This window comes from Lelliottia sp. SL45 (assembly GCF_026672535.1).
Classification (GTDB): Bacteria; Pseudomonadota; Gammaproteobacteria; order Enterobacterales; family Enterobacteriaceae; genus Enterobacter; species Enterobacter nimipressuralis.
Genome location: NZ_JAPPRH010000003.1, coordinates 2104542 through 2120224, shown reverse-complemented (window position 1 = coordinate 2120224; position 15683 = coordinate 2104542). Strand labels below are relative to the sequence as shown.

At 56.9% G+C, this 15683-nt stretch carries 12 protein-coding genes; 6 read left to right on the top strand and 6 right to left on the bottom strand.

Annotation, left to right across the window (positions count from 1 at the left end; all coding sequences use genetic code 11):
* Positions 1 to 7: 7 nt before the first annotated feature.
* Positions 8 to 700 carry a pyrimidine utilization protein B gene (gene rutB, locus OVA10_RS16430; protein ID WP_123429128.1) on the bottom strand — a complete coding sequence of 231 codons (693 nt, stop codon included), beginning with the start codon at positions 698 to 700 and terminating at the stop codon, positions 8 to 10.
* Positions 700 to 1791, bottom strand: coding sequence for a pyrimidine utilization protein A (gene rutA / locus OVA10_RS16425; protein WP_102105570.1), 1092 nt, complete (start codon positions 1789 to 1791; stop codon positions 700 to 702). Before rutA ends, rutB begins: the two co-directional genes overlap by 1 nt.
* Before the next feature lie 289 nt (positions 1792 to 2080).
* Between rutA and rutR the strand changes: the two genes are divergently transcribed.
* Entirely contained in the window at positions 2081 to 2719 is a 639-nt protein-coding gene (gene rutR, locus OVA10_RS16420; protein WP_100780650.1) for an HTH-type transcriptional regulator RutR, read from the top strand.
* Here the strand turns inward: rutR and OVA10_RS16415 are convergent.
* Both OVA10_RS16415 and putA read right to left on the bottom strand, forming a co-directional pair.
* Complete coding sequence (locus tag OVA10_RS16415; protein WP_123429126.1) at positions 2716 to 3111, bottom strand: lysozyme inhibitor LprI family protein; 396 nt, start codon at positions 3109 to 3111, stop codon at positions 2716 to 2718. The genes rutR and OVA10_RS16415 overlap by 4 nt on opposite strands.
* 70 nt (positions 3112 to 3181) lie before the next feature.
* Entirely contained in the window at positions 3182 to 7144 is a 3963-nt protein-coding gene (gene putA / locus OVA10_RS16410) for a trifunctional transcriptional regulator/proline dehydrogenase/L-glutamate gamma-semialdehyde dehydrogenase (RefSeq protein WP_268196364.1), read from the bottom strand.
* 424 nt (positions 7145 to 7568) lie between these two features.
* Here putA and putP point away from each other — a divergent pair, with 424 nt between their 5' ends.
* Complete coding sequence (putP, locus tag OVA10_RS16405) at positions 7569 to 9077, top strand: sodium/proline symporter PutP (protein ID WP_268196363.1); 1509 nt, start codon at positions 7569 to 7571, stop codon at positions 9075 to 9077.
* A 57-nt stretch (positions 9078 to 9134) separates the two neighbouring features.
* Here putP and OVA10_RS16400 read toward each other — a convergent pair whose 3' ends face one another.
* Both OVA10_RS16400 and OVA10_RS16395 read right to left on the bottom strand, forming a co-directional pair.
* A complete protein-coding gene (locus OVA10_RS16400; RefSeq protein ID WP_268196361.1) occupies positions 9135 to 9554 on the bottom strand; it encodes a DUF3574 domain-containing protein in 420 nt (139 codons plus the stop codon).
* 91 nt (positions 9555 to 9645) lie between these two features.
* Positions 9646 to 10830, bottom strand: a complete 1185-nt coding sequence (locus OVA10_RS16395) for a NupC/NupG family nucleoside CNT transporter (protein WP_268196360.1) — start codon at positions 10828 to 10830, stop codon at positions 9646 to 9648.
* Between the two features lie 251 nt (positions 10831 to 11081).
* Here OVA10_RS16395 and efeU point away from each other — a divergent pair, with 251 nt between their 5' ends.
* The 4 genes from efeU to phoH all read left to right on the top strand — a co-directional run bounded on the left by efeU (position 11082) and on the right by phoH (position 15667).
* Positions 11082 to 11915 carry an iron uptake transporter permease EfeU gene (gene efeU, locus OVA10_RS16390; protein ID WP_100780644.1) on the top strand — a complete coding sequence of 278 codons (834 nt, stop codon included), beginning with the start codon at positions 11082 to 11084 and terminating at the stop codon, positions 11913 to 11915.
* Between the two features lie 44 nt (positions 11916 to 11959).
* Entirely contained in the window at positions 11960 to 13087 is a 1128-nt protein-coding gene (gene efeO / locus OVA10_RS16385; RefSeq protein ID WP_100780643.1) for an iron uptake system protein EfeO, read from the top strand.
* A gap of 5 nt (positions 13088 to 13092) precedes the next feature.
* Positions 13093 to 14376, top strand: a complete 1284-nt coding sequence (efeB, locus tag OVA10_RS16380) for an iron uptake transporter deferrochelatase/peroxidase subunit (protein ID WP_194513309.1) — start codon at positions 13093 to 13095, stop codon at positions 14374 to 14376.
* A 499-nt stretch (positions 14377 to 14875) separates the two neighbouring features.
* Positions 14876 to 15667: a phosphate starvation-inducible protein PhoH gene (gene phoH / locus OVA10_RS16375; RefSeq protein WP_174348619.1), complete on the top strand. Its 792-nt coding sequence runs from the start codon at positions 14876 to 14878 to the stop codon at positions 15665 to 15667.
* Positions 15668 to 15683 lie beyond the last annotated feature (16 nt).

Sequence of the window (15683 nt, the reverse complement as noted above, 5' to 3'; positions counted from 1 at the left end):
TGGCTCCTCAGGCGATACGGGCTAACGATGGCGGGGAGACGGCATCGCAAAACTCGGCGACGGTGCTGACCCAGCCAAAAAAGGTTTCGATATTGAACAGGGCGGCCTGCTGCGCGAACTCCGGCCCGGCCTGGTGCGTTGCGTCTGCCAGCACCACGCCGAAATACTCCAGGAAAAAGCCGTCGCGCAGGGTCGATTCCACGCAGACGTTGGTGGCAATCCCGGTAAAGATCAGATGGCGAATGCCACGGCTGCGCAGCAGGCTGTCGAGCGGGGTGTTGAAAAAGCCGCTGTAACGCGGTTTGGGCAGCACGATATCGCCGGGCTGCGGCACCAGTTCATCCACCAGCTGGTAATCCCAGCCACCTTTTGCCAGCAGTTTGCCCTGTAGCTCCGGCTGCTTGCGCATGGTTTTCAGCGCGTTGGATTTGTGGAAGTTAGGCGAACCGGGGCCACCGGCTTCCACGTACTGATCGTCCCAGCCGTTTTGGAACCAGATAATCAACATGCCCGCCGCGCGGGCGGCGGCAACGGCGGTGTTGATATTGTCGATCACCGGGCGGGTGGCCGAGACGTCAAATCCGGCCAGATCCAGATAACCGCCCTGGCTTGCGTAGGCGTTTTGCATATCCACCACGATCAGCGCGCTCTGCTCAGGCGCAAAGGTGATGGCTTCCGGGCGAGCGTGTAACGTCGTCATTACGCGACCTCCCTGGTGACGGCGGGAATATGTGCGCGGCACTGCATTAGCGGCTGAATGCGCTCGCCAAAGGTTTCCACGCCGGTAAGGAAATCGTCAAAGGTCAGCAACACGCCTTCGGCACCGGGCACGCTGGCAACTTCATCGAGCATTCGCGCCACATTGGCGTAAGAGCCGACCAGCGTGCCCATGTTGATGTTGACCGCGGAGGTCGGGTCTGCCATCTGGCGCACGTTGGTGTCCGACCCGGAACGCGTGTCTTTCTGGCTCTGTTCCGTCAACCAGCTCAGGGCTTCTTCATCGGCTCCGGCTTTGTAGTGCTCCCATTTCGCTCGCGCGGCCTCGTCGGTTTCGTCGGCGATCACCATAAACAGCACATAAGAACCGACCTCGCGCCCGGTCACTTCCGCCGCTTCTTTCATCCGCGCTGCAGTCGGTGCGAAAGCGGCCGGGGTGTTGACGCCTTTGCCGAAGCAGAAGTTAAAATCTGCGTGCTGCGCCGAGAACGCCATGCCTGCGTCGCTTTGTCCGGCGCAGATCACTTTCATCGGCGTGGAGGGCTGCGGGCTGACGCGGCAGTCGTTCATGGTGAAGTAATCGCCCTTGAAATCGCTCTTGCCGGTGCCCCACAGATCGCGCAGTACCTGCACGTACTCGGTGAGATAGTCATAGCGGCGCGAGAAATACTCATCGCCCGGCCACAGCCCCATCTGCTCGTATTCCGGTTTTTGCCAGCCGGTCACCAGATTCACGCCGAAACGACCGCCGGAGATAGAGTCAATGGTCGACGCCATACGCGCCACAATCGCCGGGGGCAGGGTGAGGGTGGCGGCCGTTGCGTAAATCTGAATGCGCGACGTTACCGCCGCCAGGCCCGCCATCAGGGTGAAGGACTCCAGATTGTGATCCCAGAATTCGGTTTTACCGCCGAAACCGCGCAGCTTGATCATCGAGAGCGCAAAATCGAAATGGTAATGCTCCGCCTTTTGCACAATGGCTTTGTTCAGTTCGAAGGTCGGCATGTACTGCGGCGCGTGGGAGGAGATTAGCCAGCCGTTATTGCCGATAGGGACGAATACGCCAATTTTCATCACGAACCTCTCTTCAACTCAGTGTGGGGTGAAAGTCAGACGTGGCGCTGCATCCTGCATTTCCTGTTCAGCCTCGTGATGGTGGTTTTGCAAAGGGAATGCCAGTTTTGAAAATGGCTTTGTTATTAGTGTGTTAACTGATGGTTGTTAAAAAGATGCCGGTAAAAGTGGACTAACTGGTCAAAAGCGATGCACACAAATCAGGCGGTTATGCGCGATTGAGGTGCAGAATGTCGTGAGAAGCGAGGGGTTTTGCTATGCTGAACGCACATCAACAAGGAGAGCAGGCATGACACAAGGCGCAGTGCAAACAGCAGGTAAACGTTCGCGGGCGGTGAGCGCCAAGAAGCAGGCCATTCTGAAAGCCGCACTGGAGACCTTTTCCCGGTTCGGCATTCATGGCACGCGTCTGGAGCAGGTGGCGGAGCTGTCCGGCGTGTCGAAAACCAATCTGCTCTACTACTACCCGTCGAAAGAAGCGCTCTATGTCGCCGTTCTCCAGCAAATTCTCGATATCTGGCTGGCGCCGCTGAAAGCGTTTCGCGAAGAACTGACGCCGCTGGTGGCGATCAAAGAGTACATTCGCCTCAAGCTGGAGGTCTCCCGCGACCATCCGCAGGCGTCGAAGCTGTTCTGCATGGAGATGCTGCAAGGTGCGCCGCTGTTGCAGGCGGAACTGACGGGGGATTTAAAGCAGCTGATCGACGACAAATCGGCCATCATTGCGGGTTGGGTGGCGAGCGGAAAGCTGGCGCCAATCGATCCGCAGCACCTGATTTTCATGATTTGGGCCTCGACCCAACATTACGCTGACTTTGCCAGTCAGGTTGAAGCCGTGACCGGAAAAACGCTCCAGGATGAAGCGTTTTTCCAGAGTGCGGTGGATAACGTGCAGCGTCTGATTATTGAAGGGATTCGCCTGCGTTAATTGCCTGGCGGCAGCGGGCAGCTTAAATCGCCTTCTTCGCACTGCATCAGCGAGGCCAGAAACGCCTCGCGCTCGACGGTTTTTTCCGTCATGCACTGATTAATGATCATTGGCTGGATGCTGCCGCCTTCGGTGCCGGAACCGGCAAAGGCACAGTCGGCATCACGCAGTCCAATCCACGCCTGCTGGGCCTTTTTCAGTAAATCACGCTGGGGCGCGGCAGCACGCTTCATCACGGCCTGGTACGTCTGATTCAGTTTTTTATCTGCCGCCTGATATTGCTGGGCAGTGCAGGTGTTCAGATCGGTCTGGGTGGTCGCACTGGCACACTCATCGGCCAGCGCGTTAGCGCTGAAGAGCAATACCGCGCCGGCAATCAATACTCGTTTCATTTTACCCTCCGTATAAAAAAGCCGGACGCGCTACGCTTATCCGGCCTACGGGTTCATTGTAGCTATACGATTAGCCGATTGTCATCAGGCTGGCGTTACCGCCTGCGGCCGCCGTGTTGACGCTAAGAGAGTGCTCAACGTACAGACGCTCCAGCAGCAAATTGGTTTCACCGCGTGCGAAGCCCTGCACCGACACAATCGCGCCGTCGCGCGCCGCCACCTGCTCGCACAGCTCACGAAGCTGATCGGAATCGCCGTGGTAAATCACGGCGTCGAAGGCCTGTGTGGTGATCACGTCCGGTTTCGCGAAGGTGATGCGCGCAGACACCTCTTTCGGCAGCTGTTTAGCGAGATCGCGGTGCAGACCATCCTCCGGCCACAGCACTTCACAGCCCGTTGCCGCAGCGGCAGCCAGCTGGACCAGCGCGTCCTGTTCGTTGTCGGCGATGCACAGCACGCGCTCGCGCGGCATCAGCGTCCAGGTGTTGCGCTCACCGGTTGGGCCGGGCAGCAGACGCTGAGTACCGGCCTGCGCCTGTTCGCCATACTGCTGGCACAGGGCGTGCAGTTCCGGGCGTTTTTCCGCCCATTTGGTCAGCACCTCCAGCGGCTGGGTCAGCAGCGTTTTCAGCTGCGCATCCACCGGACGTTCCGCATCCTGACGCGCCAGGGTCACGCCGAGGGCGTTCTCCGGACGGTTCGCCAGCAGACGATAGAGATAGAGCGGGCCACCGGCTTTCGGACCGGTGCCCGACAAGCCTTCGCCGCCGAACGGTTGCACGCCGACCACCGCGCCCACCATGTTGCGGTTGACGTAGAGGTTGCCGACTTTCGCGCTGCCCGTCACCTGAGCGATGGTTTCGTCGATACGGGTATGCACGCCGAGGGTCAGACCGTAGCCGGAGGCGTTAATCTGATCGACCAGCGCCTCGAGGTTGTTACGGCTGTAGCGCACCACGTGCAGCACCGGGCCGAAGACCTCTTTTTTCAGCTCGTCAAAGCTGGAAAGCTCAATCAGCGTCGGCGCAATAAAGGTTCCGGTGTTCCATTCGCGTGCGTCTTCGCTGTTCTCGCGAACCGCCTGGAAGACCGGACGGCCTTTGGCACGCATCGCCTGAATGTGCTGTTCGATATTGGCTTTGGCTTCGGCGTCAATCACCGGGCCAATGTCAGTGGTCAGTCGGCCTGGGTTACCCATCCGGCATTCTGCCATCGCACCGCGCAGCATTTTCAGCGTGTGGTCGGCGATATCATCCTGCAGGCATAGCACGCGCAGGGCGGAGCAACGTTGACCGGCGCTATCAAAGGCCGAGGCCAGCACGTCCACCACCACCTGCTCGGTCAGGGCGGAGGAGTCGACGATCATCGCGTTCATCCCGCCTGTTTCGGCGATCAGTGGCGTCGGACGCCCCTGCGGATCGAGACGGGTGGCGATGTTGCGTTGCAGCAGCGTGGCCACTTCCGTGGAACCGGTAAACATCACACCGCGCACGCGGTTGTCAGAGGTCAGCTGAGCGCCGACGGTTTCACCGCGCCCCGGCAGAAGCTGTACCACACCTGCCGGAACACCGGCTTCGAGCAAGATCTGAATACCCTGAGCGGCAATCAGCGGCGTCTGTTCAGCGGGTTTCGCCAGCACGCTGTTACCGGCGGCAAGCGCGGCAGCAATCTGGCCGGTAAAGATCGCCAGCGGGAAGTTCCACGGGCTGATACAGACCACCGGACCCAGAGGGCGGTGAGTTTCATTATCGAAGTCGTTGCGTACCTGACCGGCGTAGTAGTGCAGGAAGTCGACCGCTTCGCGCACTTCGGCGATGGCGTTGCTGAAGGTTTTCCCGGCTTCGCGCACCAGGATGCCAATCAGCTGTTGCATCTGGTCTTCCATCAGCACGGCGGCGCGCTCGAGGATCGCGGCACGCTCCTGTGGCGGCGTTGCGAACCAGATTGGCGCATTGTTGACGGCATTTTCCAGCGCCAGCTCGACTTCCTGGGCGGTGGCTTCGCGGGCAAAACCGACGATATCTTTCGGTTCGGCCGGGTTGATCACCGGCTGCATGTCGCCTGCGTCAACGGGCTGTTCGAGAATCGGCTTCGCCTGCCATTTCTGCAGGGCGCTGTTGAGCAGGGCGGAAGACAGGGATGCCAGACGGTGTTCGTTTGCCAGATCCAGACCCGCTGAGTTGGTGCGATCGCTGCCGTACAGTTCACGCGGCAGGGCAATTTTCGGATGCGGCAGGCCGAGCTGGCCCTCCTGGGCTGCCATTTTTTCCACGGCCTGCACCGGATCGGCAACCAGTTCATCGAGCGGCAGCGTGGTATCGGCAATACGGTTGACGAAGGAGGTGTTCGCGCCGTTTTCCAGCAGACGACGCACCAGATAGGCAAGCAGCGTTTCGTGTGTGCCAACCGGAGCATAGATACGGCACGGTCGGTTCAGTTTGCCTTCTGCCACTTTACCGGTGACCTGTTCGTACAGCGGTTCACCCATGCCGTGCAGGCACTGGAACTCGTACTGGCCCGGATAGTAGTTTTGCCCGGCCAGGCTGTAGATCGCCGCCAGCGTATGGGCGTTGTGGGTGGCGAACTGCGGGTAAATCAGGTTCGGCACGTTAAGCAGTTTTTTCGCACAGGCGAGGTAAGAAACGTCGGTATAGACCTTACGGGTGTAGACCGGATAGCCTTCCAGCCCCTCCATCTGCGCACGCTTGATTTCGCTGTCCCAGTACGCGCCTTTTACCAGACGGATCATCAGTCGACGGCGGCTGCGGGAGGCGAGGTCAATCAGATAATCAATCACAAACGGACAGCGTTTCTGATAGGCCTGAATGACGAAGCCGATACCGTTCCAGCCCGCCAGCTCTGGCTCGAAGCACAGTTTTTCCAGCAGATCGAGGGAGATCTCCAGGCGGTCGGCCTCTTCGGCATCGATGTTAATCCCGATATCGTACTGGCGCGCCAGCAGGGTCAGGGATTTCAGGCGCGGGTAGAGTTCATCCATTACGCGATCGTACTGAGCGCGGCTGTAGCGTGGGTGCAGGGCGGAGAGCTTGATGGAAATCCCCGGCCCTTCGTAAATGCCGCGACCGTTCGAGGCTTTACCAATCGCGTGGATCGCCTGCTGGTACGAGACCATATAAGCCTGCGCATCGGCGGCGGTCAGGGCCGCTTCACCGAGCATGTCGTAAGAGTAGCGGAAGCCTTTATCTTCCAGCTTGCGGGCGTTGGCCAGCGCTTCGGAGATGGTTTCACCGGTGACGAACTGCTCGCCCATCAGACGCATCGCCATGTCCACGCCTTTGCGGATCAGCGGTTCGCCGCTCTTACCGATAATGCGGTTCAGGGAGCGGGAAAGGTTGGCTTCGTTATGGGTGGAGACCAGTTTGCCGGTAAACAGCAGGCCCCAGGTGGCAGCGTTGACGAACAGCGATGGGCTGCGGCCAATGTGCGAGTGCCAGTTACCGTTGCTGATTTTGTCGCGGATTAATGCATCGCGCGTGGCTTTGTCCGGAATACGCAGCAGCGCTTCCGCGAGGCACATCAGCGCCACGCCTTCCAGCGAGGAGAGGGAGAACTCCTGCAGTAGCCCCTGCACCATACCGGCGCGACCACTGGCGGATTTCTGATTACGCAGTTTGTCGGCGAGCTGATACGCCAGGCTGTGCGCCTGGGACGCAATCGGCTCCGGCAGACGGGCCTGCTCCAGCAGCATCGGCACGGCGTCGGTTTCGGCGCGACGATACGCGGCGGTGATCGCGGCGCGGCTCACGGACTGCGGCAGGATCTGCTCGGCAAAGTCGAGGAACGGCTGGTGGTTCTCTTCGGCGATGGCGGCGGCGTCTTCGCTTTCGTTGGCAGCACCCGCCAGCAGGGCAGGCAGTTCCGGTAAGTCGTCTTCGTTTTCCAGACGTTCCAGATAATTAAAAATGGCCTGTTTAATCAGCCAGTGCGGCGTGCGGTCAATGCGGGTTGCAGCGCTCTTAATCCGTTCGCGGGTCGCGTCATCCAGCTTAACCCCCATGGTGGTCATGCCCATGCCAGTAACTCCTGTTGATCTTTAGTGATGTTCGTTCGTTAGCGTGAAATATCCACCATGTTGCAACTTTGTGCAACCGTGTTAAATGTGACCTGGACTGCAAGCTGAAAAATGAATGGATTGTTAACGATAAGTAAGCTGGTAAATACGATGGGATTCTGCGTTTGAAGCCAGTTTTTATGCGGCACTTAACACTTTTAAAAGGTGCAACCCGTAAAAGCGTGAGCGAGTGCAACCTATACGAAAGACCTATAAATCCAGGGATGAATTTGATGTAAATGCAGTGTTAAATCATTTGTGCATGTGGAGCGCTTACGGCAGGATACGCGCGCCCAACCGAAATACACTCATGATTATCACGTTCCGATAATCGAATAATAAGGCAGCCCGGACGGCTGTCGCTCGATATTTTTGGAGATTTTAAATGGCTATTAGCACACCGATGCTGGTGACATTTCTCGTTTATATTTTTGGCATGATCCTGATAGGGTTTATTGCATGGCGTTCGACCAAAAACTTTGACGACTATATTTTAGGTGGGCGTAGTTTAGGGCCCTTCGTGACCGCGCTGTCAGCGGGCGCTTCCGACATGAGCGGCTGGCTGCTGATGGGGTTACCGGGCGCGATTTTCATCTCCGGGATTTCCGAAAGCTGGATTGCCATCGGCCTGTGTATCGGGGCATGGATTAACTGGAAACTGGTGGCCGGTCGTTTGCGTGTTCACACCGAAGTGAACAACAACGCGCTGACGCTTCCGGACTATTTCACCAGCCGTTTCGAAGATAAAAGCCGCGTGCTGCGTATTATCTCCGCGCTGGTGATCCTGCTGTTCTTCACCATCTACTGTGCGTCCGGGATTGTCGCCGGGGCTCGTCTGTTCGAAAGCACCTTCGGCATGAGCTATGAAACCGCACTGTGGGCCGGTGCTGCAGCCACCATCCTTTATACCTTCGTCGGTGGCTTCCTGGCCGTGAGCTGGACGGATACCGTGCAGGCGAGCCTGATGATTTTCGCCCTGATCCTCACCCCGGTGATTGTAATTATCACCGTCGGCGGGTTTGGCGATTCGCTGGAAGTGATCAAGCAAAAGAGCATTGAAAACATCGATATGCTCAAAGGGCTGAACTTCGTGGCCATCATCTCACTGATGGGCTGGGGCCTGGGCTACTTCGGCCAGCCGCACATTCTGGCGCGTTTCATGGCGGCGGATTCTCACCACAGCATCGTGCATGCGCGTCGTATCAGTATGACGTGGATGATCCTGTGCCTGGCGGGTGCGGTTGCGGTCGGCTTCTTCGGCATTGCGTACTTCAATAACAACCCGGCGCAGGCGGGGGCGGTGAACCAGAACGCCGAGCGCGTGTTTATCGAGCTGGTGCAGATTCTGTTTAACCCGTGGATTGCCGGGATTTTACTGTCGGCGATTCTGGCGGCGGTGATGTCGACCCTGAGCTGTCAACTGCTGGTGTGCTCAAGCGCCATTACAGAAGATCTGTACAAGGCCTTCCTGCGTAAAGGCGCGAGCCAGAAAGAGCTGGTGTGGGTCGGACGCTTTATGGTGCTGGCGGTGGCGCTGGTCTCTATCGCGCTGGCCGCAAACCCGGAAAACCGCGTGCTGGGACTGGTGAGCTACGCCTGGGCGGGCTTCGGTGCAGCCTTTGGTCCGGTGGTGCTGTTCTCTGTACTCTGGTCACGCATGACCCGAAACGGCGCGCTGGCGGGGATGATCATCGGTGCGGTGACGGTTATCGTCTGGAAACAGTTCGCGTGGCTGGGCCTGTATGAAATCATTCCAGGCTTTATCTTCGGCAGCATCGGGATTGTGGTGTTCAGCCTGCTGGGGAAAGCGCCGTCGGCGGCTATGCAGGAACGTTTTGCCGAAGCGGATGCGCATTACCACACGGCACCGCCGGTAAAGTTACAGCCTGAATAAGCATAAACAGGTTTTCAAAGCCGGGTAAGGCGTCATCGCCGCCCGGCTTTTTATTTGTCAGAACTGCACGCAGACCGGCTGATCAACGCGCATCACCGACTCCTGCGCAAACCGAGATTTGTAGATCCCGCGTAATGCTTCGATATTGCTCTCGCTCTGAGCATCTTTCCCGTGGATCAGCATCAACGCTTTGCTTGGCTCACGCGCCACTTTCCCGTCATTGCCCAGCCACTGTCCGCGCGCATCAAACACCGTTAAGCCATCGCGAAAACGCGGCGTTACGTCCTGATCGACAAACTGCTGCCACTCCTGCCCGGTGATGGGGGCACCCGCCGGACGATTCAGACCGAAATAGAGCGTGGTTTGCTGCATCTGGTTATCCACTTTGCAGGTGGCGTCAGGAGCCGTATGCGAGGGGGCGTTGCAGCCGGCCAGCATGAAAAGTGCGGCAACCATAAGCCCTGTTTTGATGGTCATTGTTCGCTATCCTCATTGTTATTATTGCAAGAAAAAGCCGGGTGGCGCTAACGCTGACCCGGCCTGCATATCATCTGTTCGACAAACGGTGTTAAAGCACCAGCCCCGCAAAACTTGCCGACAGCAAGCTCACCAGCGTCGCGCCGTACACCAGACGCAGACCAAAGCGAGATACCACGTTGCCTTGCTTCTCGTTCAGCCCTTTGATCGCCCCGGCCACGATGCCGATAGAGGCAAAGTTGGCGAACGACACCAGGAAGATAGAGAGAATGCCCAGCCCGCGCGGTGTCATTTGACCGGCAATTTTTTGCAGCTCAATCATCGCCACAAATTCATTCGCCACCAGTTTGGTCGCCATAATACTGCCCGCGTTCAGCGCATCACTCAGGGGAATGCCCACCAGCCACGCCAGCGGATAAAAAACATAGCCAAGGATCTGCTGGAAGCTCATTCCAAACAGGCTGGAGAAGAGGGCGTTGACGGCGCTAATAAGGGCAATAAAGCCAATCAGCATCGCCAGAATAATCATCGCCACTTTAAAACCGGCCAGAATATACTCGCCCAGCATCTCAAAGAAGCTCTGGGATTCGTGCAGTTTTTCCAGTTTGATTTCCGGCTCGGCTTCCGGGCTTGCCGGGTTAATGACCGACAGAATAATAAAGGTGCTGAACATATTGAGGATCAGCGCCGCGACCACGAATTTCGCATCGAGCATGGTCATATAAGCGCCGACGATCGACAGGGAAACGGTGGACATCGCCGTCGCCGACATGGTGAACAGGCGACGAGACGAGAGATCGCCGAGCACCCCTTTGTAAGCAATGAAGTTTTCCGACTGGCCGAGAATCAATGAGCTGACGGCGTTAAAGGATTCCAGCTTGCCCATGCCATTCAGTTTTGACAGCAGGGTGCCGATCAGACGAATAAAAATCGGCAGAATACGCCAGTGCTGGAGAATACCGATCAGGGCAGAAATAAAGATAATCGGACACAACACGCCGAGGAAAATGAACGCCAGCCCTTTTTCACCCATTCCGCCAAAGACAAAATTGGTGCCCTCCGCGGCAAATTTCAGCAGGGATTCAAAGAAACCGGAGACATATTGAATCACGAAGAGGCCGCTTTCGGCGTGCAGGAAAAAGAACGCCAGCGCAATTTCAATCACAATAAGCTGTAAAACATAACGAATACGAATTTTTCGGCGGTCGAAACTCACCAGCCAGGCGAGCGCAAGAATAATGACCAGCGCCAGCAGGAAATGAACAAAGTTATACATTTTGAATTTTCAGCAGGTAAACGAAGCGCTTATTTAGCCATAGGGCACGGGAACCGTAAATGGGCATTTACGTTATAAGTTATATACATAACGGTAACGATCGTAACTATTAACCGGCGATGGATTTACAACTGGTCATCAAAACCTGACACAATTCGCTTGTTTTTCTTTCTGCCGTAATGATAATCACTATCACAGTTATTTACCTTTCTTTGCACCAGTTGACCGCGATAAACATTTAAGGTGTCGGCATGTTTGTTCCATTTCTCATTATGTTACGTGAAGGGCTTGAAGCGGCCTTAATTGTCAGTCTGATTGCAAGCTACCTGAAGCGCACCCAGCGCGGCCGTTGGATTGGTGTGATGTGGATTGGCGTTATTCTCGCCGCCGCACTCTGTTTAGGTCTCGGGATCCTGATTAACGAAACCACCGGTGAATTCCCGCAAAAAGAGCAGGAGCTGTTCGAAGGGATCGTGGCGGTGATTGCCGTGGTGATTCTCACCTGGATGGTGTTCTGGATGCGCAAAGTCTCGCGTAACGTCAAAGTGCAGCTGGAGCAGGCGGTCGATCACGCGCTGCAAAAGGGCAACCACCACGGCTGGGCGCTGATTGGGATGGTCTTTTTCGCCGTCGCCCGCGAAGGGCTGGAGTCAGTCTTCTTCCTGCTGGCGGCGTTCCAGCAGGACGTAGGGATCTGGCCGCCGCTCGGCGCGATGCTGGGGCTCGCCACCGCGATTGTGCTGGGATTCATGCTCTACTGGGGCGGCATTCGCCTGAACCTTGGCGCGTTCTTCAAATGGACCAGCCTGTTCATTCTGCTGGTCGCCGCCGGGCTGGCGGCAGGGGCGATTCGCGCCTTCCACGAGGCGGGCCTGTGGAACCACTTCCAGGACGTTGCGTTCGATTTCAGTAATACGCTCTCCACCCACTCTCTGACCGGCACCCTGCTCGAAGGCATCTTCGGCTATCAGGAAACGCCGAGCGTCAGCGAAGTGGCGATGTATTTCATCTATCTCATTCCGGCGCTGGTGCTGTTCTTTATGCCATCACGCCCCAGTACTCAGCCGTCGCGTACTGCGCCCTGAAGTGCTTCGTGTTGTTTATACATACTTTTAGAAAGGGAAGGGTCATGGCAATTCAATTTCGACGTACTGCATTACAGGCAGGTGTGGCAGCGCTGTTTGCATATGCATTCTCAGCGGGCGCGGCAGATGTTCCTCAGGTGAAAGTCACCGTGAACGATAAACAGTGTGAGCCGATGACCATCACGGTCAACAGCGGTAAAACCCAGTTTATCATTCAGAACCATAGCCAGAAGGCGCTGGAGTGGGAAATCCTCAAAGGCGTGATGGTGGTGGAAGAGCGTGAAAACATCGCGCCGGGCTTTACCCAGAAAATGACGGCTAACCTGCAGCCGGGCGAATATGACATGACCTGCGGCCTGCTGACCAACCCGAAAGGCAAGCTGATCGTCAAAGGCGAAGCCACGGCGGATGCGGCGAAAGGCGAAGCGCTGCTGAGTCTGGGCGAGGCGATCACCGCCTATAAAGCCTACGTGACCAAAGAGACCGCAGACCTGGTTGCCGGTACCAAAGCCTTTACCGACGCGGTAAAAGCGGGTGATATCGAGAAAGCCAAATCTCTGTACGCGCCAACGCGCCAGCACTACGAGCGTATCGAACCGATTGCCGAGCTGTTCTCTGACCTCGACGGCAGCATCGACGCCCGTGAAGATGATTACGAGCAGAAAGCCGCCGATCCGAAATTCACCGGCTTCCACCGTCTGGAGAAAGCGCTGTTTGGCGATAACTCCACCAAAGGGATGGAGAAGTACGCGGAGCAGCTGAATACCGACGTGCTGGATCTGCAAAAACGCATTAGCGAGCTGGCTTTCCCGCCGTCAAAAGTGGTGGGCGGCGCGGCTGGCCTGATTGAAGAAGTGGCGGCCAGCAAAATCAGTGGCGAAGAAGATCGTTACAGCCACACCGACCTGTGGGACTTCCAGGCGAACGTTGATGGCGCGCAGAAGATTGTAGACCTGCTGCGTCCGCAGCTGCAGAAAGACAACAGCGAACTGCTGGCGAAAGTGGATGCCAACTTCAAGAAAGTGAATACCATTCTGGCGAAGTACCGTACCAAAGACGGGTATGAGACTTACGACAAATTGACGGACGCCGACCGGAATGCGCTGAAAGGGCCAATCACGACGCTGGCGGAAGATCTGGCACAGCTGCGTGGCGTACTGGGTCTGGACTAAGCATTATGAGTAAACATCACGAAATCGACGTCGCAGAACCGTCGCGCCGTCGATTGTTAAAAGGGGTGGGGGCGCTTGGCGGCGCGCTCGCTCTGGCGGGGGGGTGCCCGGTGGCGCATGCGGCCAAACCGCAAAGCGCGCCGGGAACACTCTCCCCGAATGCACGCATGGAGACGCAGCCGTTCTACGGTGAACATCAGGCCGGGATCCTGACGCCGCAGCAGGCGGCGATGATGGTGGTGGCGTTTGATTCGCTGGCGAGCGATAAAGCGGATCTGGAACGTCTGTTCCGTTTGCTGACGAAGCGGATTGCGTTTCTGACGGCAGGCGGCCCGGCGCCGGAAACGCCGAATCCGCGGATGCCGCCGATGGATTCGGGTATTCTGGGGCCGTTTATCGCCCCGGATAATCTGACGGTCACGGTTTCCGTTGGCGAGTCGCTGTTTGACGCCCGCTACGGGCTTGAGAAACAGAAACCGAAAACGCTGCAAAAGATGACGCGTTTTCCAAATGATTCTCTCGACGCCGCGCTCTGTCATGGCGATCTGCTGATCCAGATCTGCGCCAATACCCAGGATACGGTGATCCACGCCCTGCGCGATATCATCAAGCACACGCCGGATCTGCTCAGCGTGCGCTGGAAACGGGAAGGGTTTATCTCCGATCACGCGGCGCGCAGCCAGGGAAAAGAGACGCCGGTCAACCTGCTCGGCTTTAAAGACGGAACGGCCAACCCGGACAGCCGAGATGCGGCGCTGATGAAAAACGTGGTCTGGACCACGGCGGATCAGGGCGAACCGGCGTGGGCGGTGGGCGGCACTTATCAGGCGGTGCGCATTATCCAGTTCCACGTGGAGTTCTGGGATCGCACGCCGCTGAAAGAGCAGCAAACCATTTTCGGTCGTGACAAGCAGAGCGGTGCGCCGCTGGGCATGAAAAACGAACACGATGTACCGGATTACGCAAAAGATCCGGACGGCGATACCATCGCGCTCGACAGCCATATTCGTCTGGCGAACCCGCGAACGCCGGAAACCGAGTCCAGCCTGATGATGCGTCGCGGTTACAGCTATTCGCTGGGGGTGACCAACTCCGGGCAGCTGGATATGGGCCTGCTGTTTGTCTGCTATCAGCACGATCTGGAGAAGGGCTTTTTAACCGTGCAGAAGCGGTTAAACGGCGAGGCGCTGGAAGAGTACATAAAACCTATCGGCGGCGGGTATTTCTTTGCTCTGCCGGGCGTGCGCGATAACACCGCGTATCTCGCACAAGGGCTGATCGAAGCCTGATTATTCTCCCCGCCACCCGCGCGGGGAGATTATTTTTTCCTATGACCCTCACTGTTATATTTCTGTCATATTTCTGTATGAGACTGAACTCAGCTGCAGGGCGAGCCTGAAAAAAGTTGCGTTCAGGTAAAAAAAATGTTGCATTTGTGATAAATCCTGATGTACTTAATATAAGACAGCGGTAGTTCCCGGCAGTGATAACGATTCACTATGGAGATCGCGAATGGTTGGGTCCTGTACTGGACAAGTTAAACATAACAACCGCAGCACCCGGCGCGGAGGCTCTGACTCCGGCAGCGATTTCTTCACCACAAAATTCTCCTCCCCAATACCTCAAAAGAACTTATCCGGCGTGCAGAACGGTGCGCGTAGCCGTTTTGCATCGTCATTCCAAAAGGCAAGCAAGGGCTTACAAGGAAGCCAAACCTCAGATGTTCGTGCGCATAATCGCGCTGCCAACGGCGCGTGTGATGAATACCAACAACTCAAGGTGCTATCCATGGGAAGACAAAAAGCAGTGATCAAAGCTCGTCGCGAAGCAAAACGTGTGCTGAGACGGGATTCACGTAGCCATAAACAGCGTGAAGAAGAGTCGGTCACCTCGCTTGTGCAGATGAGTGGCGGCGTAGAAGCAATTGGCATGGCGCGAGACAGCCGTGATAACTCCCCAATTGCCGCCCGCAATGAAGCTCAGGCGCACTACCTGAATGCTATCGAGAGTAAACAGCTGATCTTCGCAACCGGTGAAGCCGGATGCGGGAAAACGTGGATAAGTGCTGCCAAGGCGGCGGAGGCTCTGATTCATAAGGATGTGGACAGAATTATCGTCACCCGTCCGGTATTGCAGGCCGATGAAGATCTCGGCTTCTTGCCCGGCGATATGTCAGAGAAGTTTGCCCCGTATTTCCGGCCTGTCTATGACGTGCTGGTGAAACGCCTGGGGGCTTCTTTTATGCAGTACTGCCTGCGACCAGAGATTGGTAAGGTGGAAATCGCGCCGTTCGCCTATATGCGCGGACGTACATTTGAAAATGCGGTCGTCATTCTCGACGAGGCTCAGAACGTGACCGCAGCGCAAATGAAGATGTTTTTAACGCGCCTCGGGGAAAACGTGACCGTTATCGTCAACGGCGATATCACCCAGTGCGACCTGCCGTCGGGTGTCAAATCGGGCCTGAGCGATGCGCTGGCACGTTTTGTGGAAGATGACATGGTTGGGGTGGTGCGTTTCAACAAAGATGATTGCGTACGCTCGGTTCTGTGCCAGCGCGCACTGCTTGCTTACGACTGAATTTGCTGCTGATGAC

Bases quoted from the DNA above. Each gene is read 5' to 3' on its own strand.
- rutB (WP_123429128.1), bottom strand. From the start codon at position 700: ATGACGACGTTACACGCTCGCCCGGAAGCCATCACCTTTGCGCCTGAG.
- rutA (WP_102105570.1), bottom strand. From the start codon at position 1,791: ATGAAAATTGGCGTATTCGTCCCTATCGGCAATAACGGCTGGCTAATC.
- rutR (WP_100780650.1), top strand. From the start codon at position 2,081: ATGACACAAGGCGCAGTGCAAACAGCAGGTAAACGTTCGCGGGCGGTG.
- OVA10_RS16415 (WP_123429126.1), bottom strand. From the start codon at position 3,111: ATGAAACGAGTATTGATTGCCGGCGCGGTATTGCTCTTCAGCGCTAAC.
- putA (WP_268196364.1), bottom strand. From the start codon at position 7,144: ATGGGCATGACCACCATGGGGGTTAAGCTGGATGACGCGACCCGCGAA.
- putP (WP_268196363.1), top strand. From the start codon at position 7,569: ATGGCTATTAGCACACCGATGCTGGTGACATTTCTCGTTTATATTTTT.
- OVA10_RS16400 (WP_268196361.1), bottom strand. From the start codon at position 9,554: ATGACCATCAAAACAGGGCTTATGGTTGCCGCACTTTTCATGCTGGCC.
- OVA10_RS16395 (WP_268196360.1), bottom strand. From the start codon at position 10,830: ATGTATAACTTTGTTCATTTCCTGCTGGCGCTGGTCATTATTCTTGCG.
- efeU (WP_100780644.1), top strand. From the start codon at position 11,082: ATGTTTGTTCCATTTCTCATTATGTTACGTGAAGGGCTTGAAGCGGCC.
- efeO (WP_100780643.1), top strand. From the start codon at position 11,960: ATGGCAATTCAATTTCGACGTACTGCATTACAGGCAGGTGTGGCAGCG.
- efeB (WP_194513309.1), top strand. From the start codon at position 13,093: ATGAGTAAACATCACGAAATCGACGTCGCAGAACCGTCGCGCCGTCGA.
- phoH (WP_174348619.1), top strand. From the start codon at position 14,876: ATGGGAAGACAAAAAGCAGTGATCAAAGCTCGTCGCGAAGCAAAACGT.